Below are 7,967 nucleotides of genomic sequence, written 5' to 3'. Positions count from 1 at the left end.
TACAATTGCGAAGGACGCTTGCTGATGATAGTCGATGTCGAAGCGATCGCCCATTCCGAACGCTGGTAAGTCATCAGTCATCAGTCATCAGTCATCAGTCATCAGTCATTAGTCATTAGTCGGTAGGGGCGGTGCCAAGAGTGCCCGCCCTCTTAGCAGTCATCAGTCATTAGTCATTAGTCATTAGTCATTAGTCGGTAGGGGCGGTGCCAAGAGTGCCCGCCCTCTTAGCAGTCATTAGTCATTAGTCATGTTTTGCTGTCCTCCCCCCATCGAACGTCCAACGTCATCAGGAAGAAGGAAGAATATGGAGTCAATCTAAAATCTAAAATCTAAAATCGATCGTTCCATCGCTCGCATTTGATTTGCCAATTCTTAATTTTATCATGAAACTTCTCTATAGCTCGATCGCAACCACATTCACCCTGACATTGCCCGACTTCTCCCCATCGCTGCTAACTGGGATTGCCAATTGTATCATTTGTGTGTGTTACTTTGCGATCGCCTTCCTGATCGGCTTAGGTTTGTGGCGAAACCGTCAATTTGGGTTTGACATCTTCGCCACAGTCACAGCAGGCATATTTTTGAGCTGCGCTTTGGGCCACAGCGGCCATGCCGCCCAATACCTGGGACTCCCGCACTCTCCGGTGATGCAAACAATCTCCGATTGGATAACTGTAATTCCGGCGATCGGCTTTTTGAGTTTGTCCAACCGCTACCAGTTCTTAGTAGGTTCCACCCAAATTCTCAGCTCCAAAAAAGCAACAGAACAAGCCCTCAGCGAAACTACCCAGAGATTTCAAGCCATCTTCAACCAAGCTTTTCAAATCATCGGATTGTTAGAGCCAGACGGTAGTTTGATCGAAGCAAATCAGACAGCGCTAAAATTGGGAGATTTCCCAGCATCAGAAGTGCTGGGGCTGAAATTTTGGCACACACCTTGGTGGGCAGCATCCCCGACCAACCAGCAGCGCCTAAAAACCAATATTCAACAAGTTGCTGGCGGCAAATTTGTGCGAGAAGAATACGAAATCACCGGAGCCAACAACCAGGTGACAGTAATTGACCTGTCGTTTAAACCCTTGTTAAATGAAACAGGAGAAGTGTTTCAAATCATCGCTGAAGGTCGCGACATCACTCAGATTAAACAAACAGAATTGGCATTGCAGCAGCTCACCGCAGAACTAGAGCAGCGAGTCAAGGAAAGAACCGAGGAAATTTCGCAAACCAACGCCAAATTGCAGCAAGAAGTTCGCGATCGCACCGCAGTTCAAGAGCAATTAAAAGCGTCAGAACAATTTTTAAATAATATCCTCAACACCATAGCCGATCCGATTTATGTCAAAGACGAAGATCACTGCTGGGTAACATTAAACGACGCATTTTGTCAGTACATCGGTCGCAGCAGAACCGAACTAATTGGCAAATCATACTACGACTTGTTGCCCAAACAGCAAGCCGACACATTAAGAGCAACAGACTCATTAGTCTTTGCGGAAAATACCAGCAGCGAAAGTCAAGAAACCGCGATCGACAAAGCCGGAAACACCTGCTTTTTTTCCGCAAAAAAATCAACATTTTTAGATTCGTGCGGTAGAAAAATCCTCGTCTGCGCCATGAGAGACATCACCGAGCGCGTGGAAATGGAAGAACAAATGCGGCAGACACTGGCAAAAGTAGAAAATTCCCAACGTTTGCTGCGGACAGTAATTGACGCCACCCCAGACTGCATCTTCGTCAAAAACCAAGACAGCCGCTACGCCCTAGTCAATGCAGGTTTCGCCGCCGCCTTTGGCAAAGCTCAAGCAGAAATTATCGGCAAAGACGATTTAGAACTCGGCATAGAGACCGATCGCATCTTCGGCAACACCCACACCCAAACAGCCTCCCAAAACCAAATCCAAAACTTCCGCCCCGACAGCCAAAACGCCTACAGCACAAACGGCTCAGCCACCTTAGCCGACGGCAAAATACACGTCTTCGACACCCAGAAATTCCCCCTCAAAGACGCAGAAGGCAACATTACAGGCGTTCTCGGCTTCGCCCGCGATATCACAGAAAGCCGCGAATCCCAACAGCAGCTACTGCGGCTCAAAGCCATCCTAGAAGCCACAACAGACTGGGTAGGGATGGCAGATTCCCAGAAGCACACCATTTATCTCAACCGCGCGGCCAGGGAAATGTTAAAAGTTGGCGACGAGGCAAATTTAGCCGAAGTCACCATTTCCGACCTGACATCGCCCAAAAGTGTCGATACTATTATGAACGTCGGCATCCCCGCAGCTAGTCGGGATGGAACGTGGAGCGGCGAGACAATTTGGCAGACTTTAGAAGGCGAAGAAATACCGGTTTCTCAAGTAATTATTGTTCACAAATCCGACAGCGGAGAAGTTGAATTTATGTCAACGATCGCCCGCAACATCACCAACCGCAAGCGCATCGAACAAACCTTGCAGCAAAACTTGCAAATGCTCGACCTTGCCAGCGATGCTTTAATTATTCGAGAACTCGACGGGACGATCGATTACTGGAACCAAGGCGCTGAGAAAATCTACGGCCAGACTAAACAAGAAGCTTTAGGAAAAGTTACTCACAGCCTGTTTCACACGATATTTCCCCAACCTTTAGCATCAATTACAGCACAGCTAGAACAGCAGGATTATTGGGAAGGAGAACTGATTCACACCACCAATTATCAAACCAAAATTACCGTGTTCAGCCGCTGGACTTTGCAGCGGGACGAACAGGGAAAACCCAAAGCAATTTTAGAAATTAACAACGACATTACAGAGCGCAAGCTTGCTGAAATCGAAAACCAAAGATTGATTGCGATCGTCGAAACCAGCTCGGATTTTATCGGCGTAGGAACAATGGAGGGAGAGTCAATATACCTGAATCCTGCTGGCATGAAGCTAAACGGAATTCAAAATATCGAAGAACTCAAAACCAAAACTATATTGGAAGCCTTCTCAAAGGAAGACGGGAAAATATTCACAGAAGAGATTGTTCCTGCTGCCATACGGGATGGCTTGTGGCAGGGCGAATTCCGGTTGAAAAACTTTCAAACCGACGAAAATATTCCCGTAGACTTTACCCTATTTACCCTCAAAAACCCAGAAACAGGCGAACCTATTGGCTTCGCAACTGTGAGCCGCGACATTCGCGATCGCAAACACGCTGAAGAAAAGCTGCGCGATCGCGAAAGACTGTTCCGAGCCATTTTTGACCAATCGTTCCAATTAGTCGGGCTGCTAGAACCCGACGGCACCGTTTTGGAAGCCAACCAAACAGCCCTGACAGTCGCCGGACTAGGGCGCGAAGACTTCGTGGGCACGCAGTTTGCCGACAATCTGTGGTGGCAGATTTCCCCAGAAGCCAAGCAAAAAGTCGAAGCTGCAGTCGTCACCGCCGCCGCCGGCGAACTTGTCCGCTACGAAGCCGACGTGCTGGTTGCTGGAGGTGCTGTGATGACTGTGGACTTCTCCCTTAAGCCGATCGTAGATGACAGCGGCAAAGTCGTGCTGCTGATTCCAGAAGCTCGCGACATCAGCGATCGCAAAGCTCTAGAACGAGAATTAGTTTTGCGTCAATCCCGCTTTGACGCATTTTTCGCATCTGCTCCGGCCGCCATGTTTATTTTTGACGACCAATTGCGCTTCGTGCAAGTCAACGAGAAATTAGCGGAAACCACCGGCCCGTCAGTTGCTGAACACCTCGGCAAAACCGTCAGGGAAGTTATACCCGAAATGGTCGATACTCTAGAGCCGATTTTGCAGGGCGTTCTGGCAAACAACCAACCACTGTTAAACATTGAGGTATCGGGAACAACCGTCAATCAACCGGGCGTTATCCGAGATTGGTTAGCGTCTTACTTTCCTTTGGCAGGAGAGAACGGCAAACCCATCGGTGTCGGCGGTGTGGCGATCGAAATTACCGATCGCAAAAAAGCCGAAGCAGAGCGCGATCGGTTTTTCACCCTGTCCCTCGACTTGCTTTGCACAGCCGATTTTGAAGGCAAATTCAAGCGCCTCAATCCCGCTTGGACAAAAACTCTCGGCTACACCGTAGAAGAAATGCAAGAGCAATCTTTTATCGATTTCGTCCATCCCGAAGACTGCGAAAAAACCTTAGCAGAAACGGCAAAAATAGCCAGCGGCGCGGAAACAATCGCTTTTGAAAATCGGTATCGGTGCAAAGACGGTTCCTACAAATGGCTGTCGTGGAAGTCGCGACCGCTACTAGAAGAAAAGATCATGTATGCAGTCGCCCGCGACATTACCGAAAGCAAACAGGCGATGGTGCAACTGCAAGAAACAACCGCCCAATTAGCAAGTTCCGAAGACGAATTTAGAGAACAAAGCAATCTTTTGCAACTGCTAATAGACAGCATTAGCGACGGCGTAATTGCTGCCGACGAAAATGGCAATTTTGTGTTGTTCAACCCCGCCGCTGAAAATATGTTCGGCTTGGGTTCCACGGAAGCTCTCCCCGACGAGTGGTCGGCAAAATACGGCTTATTTTTGTCAGATACAGTCACTCCCTATCCCGCAGATGACATACCTTTAGCACGCGCGATTCGAGGAGAATCGCCAGACGAAATAGAGGTTTTTACCCGCCACGCAGCCAAGCCCGATGGCCTGTGGGTGAAAATTACCGGCAGGCCGCTCAAAGACGAAACGGGAGCAATCAAAGGCGGCGTAGTCGTTTGCCGCAACGTCACTGAAGAAAAAGAATCGCAGCAACAGATGCAGCAGTTGGCCCAGACACAGGAACGCTTGCTGCAAGAACTCAAAACGCGGCAAAACGCTCTAGACGAAGCTGCGATCGTCAGCGAAACAGACCTCAAAGGCCTGATTACCTACGCCAACGACAGATTCACCCAAATCTCCGGTTACAGCATGGGAGAACTCCTCAATCGCAACCACCGGATTCTCAATTCCGGCTACCATCCCAAATCATTTTTTCAAGAAATGTGGCTGACAATTTCTCGCGGCTTGGTGTGGAAAGGCGAAATCAAAAACCGCGGCAAAGATGGCTCGTTTTACTGGGTTGATTCGACGATCGCCCCAATTTTTGACACCAGCGGCACAATTGTCAAATATATCGCCATCCGCTTTGACATCACCGAACGCAAAGAAGCAGAAGAACGGCTAGAAAAATTAGCTGCAGAACGCAAAGCAGAAGCCGATTCTCTGACTCAACAAGTCCTCAAAATGCTGGGAGAAATTAAAGGTGCGGCTCAAGGCGATTTGACTGTCAGGGCGGAAGTTACTAACGATGTTTTAGGTGCTGTCGCCGACTCCTTCAACTTCTTGATCGGTTCTCTGCGGAAGGTAGTAACGGGAATTCAAACTTTAGCCGAACAGGTAACATCTGCCACCGGCGAGTCAATTAACAATACCAGCCAACTCACCCAACAGGCGGAAGTTCAAGCAACAAAAATATCTGCCATCATGCGGGAAATCGAGCGGATTGTGAATTCGATCCGCGACGTGCGAGATGTTTCGGTGCGCGCCGAAACAGTCGCCCAGCAGTCTTCTCACACGGCAGAAGCCGGCGGCGTTGCAGTCGATCGCGCTGTTGAAGGCATTAACGAGCTACGATTGACGATCGCCTCTACTTCCAAAATGATGAAACGTTTGGGCGAATCTTCGCAGCAAATCGGTAAAATAGTCACTTCGATTTCTCAACTTGCCTCGCAAACCAATTTGTTAGCTCTCAATGCTACTATCGAAGCGGCACGCGCGGGCGAACAAGGTTTGGGTTTTGCGGTTGTCGCCGAAGAAGTGCGGAAACTCGCAGAGCGATCGGCGGGCGCTACTGAAGAAATCTCGGAAATTGTCGGTACAATTCAAGAAGAAATCAGCCGCGTGATGAAGGCAATGGAATCGGGAACGCTGGAGGTAGTCGAAGGCACAAAACTAGCCAGCGAAGCTAAAACTCACCTCAATGCTATTATCGAAGTTAGTCGAGAAATGAACGCTTTGGTGCAGAATATTACTCGCGCATCTGCCAAGCAAACTGTTTCGGCTGAGGAAATTTCTAAAAGTATGCAGCAAGTCAACGAAATTGCTAATACAACTGCCCAAAAAGGTTCAGATGTCAAAGCTTCTTTGGACGATTTGTCTGGTTCTGTTGAAAAGTTGCAAAAGTCGGTGGCGAATTTCCGCTCGTAATTTTAGAACCCCGACTTCTTGAAGAAGTCGGGGTTCGAGGTATTGTGGCAGTGTGCGATGATGAATGGTAAGATGGATGAGTATTAGGATCGTGAATTAAATAATTTAGACAAGTTTGTGGGATGGGCGTCCCGCCCGTCCTTTCTGGACAGGCGGGACGCCCATCCCACAAAAACAATAAAGATTGCAAGTTATTTAATTCTCATTCCTTAGAAATATTTTTAGGGTGCGGCTATCGTGTTTGAGATTGAGTTTACAGACCAAGCGATTGAGGATTTGCAGTGGTTTAAGAAACACGAACAGAATCTAATTGTTGACGGTATTGAAGCCAACCTTTGTTATGAACCCACTACCGAGACGCGCAACCGGAAACCCCTGCGCCCAAATAATACAGCAGAATGGGAATTGAGAGTGGGGGTATATCGCGTTTTGTACAACGTTGAAAAGCAAGTTAAAATTGTCAGTATAGAGCGCATAGCTGCCAAGCCGGGGAATAAATACATATTTCAAGGAGAAGAGGAAAAACTATGATGAACTGGGATTATCGAGTATTTTTTGAGGATGGCGGGTACACAATTCGCACGGTGTATTATGACGATAAAGGTGCGATCGCAGCCTGCTCTGAAAAAGAAACCGCACCTTTTGGAGAATCAGTGGAAGAACTTCAAGAAGAATTAAACCAACTCCTTGCTGCTCTAAAAAAGCCAGTTATTTCTGCTGACGATGTGCCGCCTCCAAGCGATCGCCCGAAGGCAAAAAGAGGAAAATCATTGCAAGCAGTCCGGCAACAACTTGGCTTACAATCGGAAGTAACGAAAGAAAGTTCGTTGAGTTCAAGCGATTAGCCAAGAACCGAGGTTATCGGTAAGAGTTCAAAACTACTGGCCGCTTGTCTTAGTCTATATATGAATGATGACGATTTAAACGAATTAATAGATGCTTTTACCGCAGAAACCAGCGAGTTTCTCCAGTCAATGGAGACTCACCTGCTGGCGATGGAAGGTGCTGGGTTACAAGAGCGGCAAGCGGCAGTTAAAGAAATGTTTCGGGCCGCTCACTCGATTAAAGGTGCTGGTTCGATGTTGGGCTTTCAAAACGTGTCGGCGGCGGCTCACACGCTGGAGGACTGTTTTGTCATTTTGCGCGATCGCACGGACTTGTCGGCGCTGGAACCGACCACTGTAACTGTTTTGCTGCAAGGGGTGGATACTCTCAAAAAGATTGCGGCCGAATCCATTCAGCACTCGGATGTCACAATTTCAGATCAAAGGTCAAACTTGGAGGATCTCGCCCAAATTCACGCCGAGTTCGAGGCCAAGTACGGCAAGCCAGAACCGCCACCAGTCCCCGCCGCAGATCGATCGGCAGCCCCGGAAACCCTGAAACTAATTTTTGAACACGAATTGCCGCCAGTTTTCAATCGCCTGGAAACCGAACTTTCCCAAGCTTCTGAGGCAGATTTAGCAAAAAGCGTCACCGCCCTCAACCAGGTTTATTACCAACTCTCCGGCTTGGCTGGAATGCTGCAATTGCCCGATTTTGGGAAAGTCGCCGAACCCCTCAGAGATTTGATCGACTCCCCAGATTTGACTTTAGAACGCCTGCAGTCCGAGGGTTGGACGATCGCCCAAAACTTGCAAACCGCACGAGAGCAGCTATTGGAAGGAAGGGCGATCCTCTTCGAGGGCTGCGCTAACGAACTCCCCCAAATCTCCCCCCCACCCACAGACGAATCACAAGCATCCTCTCCCCCTCTCCCAATCTCCCCCTCTCCCCCTCTCCCCCTCTCCC

The 7,967-nt window shown here is 48.7% G+C and carries 4 protein-coding genes; all 4 read left to right on the top strand.

Translation table 11 applies throughout. From position 1 onward, the window contains the following. Window positions 1-386 precede the first annotated feature (386 nt). Entirely contained in the window at window positions 387-6,176 is a 5,790-nt protein-coding gene (locus WBA89_RS29360; protein WP_424411146.1) for a methyl-accepting chemotaxis protein, read from the top strand. Window positions 6,177-6,413: 237 nt separating this feature from the next. Continuing rightward, window positions 6,414-6,707, top strand: coding sequence for a type II toxin-antitoxin system RelE family toxin (locus tag WBA89_RS29355; protein ID WP_424411145.1), 294 nt, complete (start codon window positions 6,414-6,416; stop codon window positions 6,705-6,707). After that, the gene (locus WBA89_RS29350; protein WP_424411144.1) at window positions 6,704-7,021 is read left to right on the top strand and encodes a hypothetical protein; all 318 of its coding nucleotides are present in this window, start codon (window positions 6,704-6,706) and stop codon (window positions 7,019-7,021) included. Before WBA89_RS29355 ends, WBA89_RS29350 begins: the two co-directional genes overlap by 4 nt. Before the next feature lie 60 nt (window positions 7,022-7,081). Beyond that, a partial coding sequence (locus tag WBA89_RS29345) for an Hpt domain-containing protein (protein ID WP_424411143.1) occupies window positions 7,082-7,967 on the top strand: 886 nt, incomplete at its 3' end.

The organism is Microcoleus sp. (assembly GCF_049646505.1).
Taxonomy (GTDB): domain Bacteria; phylum Cyanobacteriota; class Cyanobacteriia; order Cyanobacteriales; family Microcoleaceae; genus Microcoleus.
This window is presented reverse-complemented; position numbering and strand designations above follow the sequence as displayed.

Excerpts from the sequence above, each read along its gene's own strand:
- WBA89_RS29360 (WP_424411146.1), top strand. The coding sequence starts at position 387 with ATGAAACTTCTCTATAGCTCGATCGCAACCACATTCACCCTGACATTG.
- WBA89_RS29350 (WP_424411144.1), top strand. The coding sequence starts at position 6,704 with ATGATGAACTGGGATTATCGAGTATTTTTTGAGGATGGCGGGTACACA.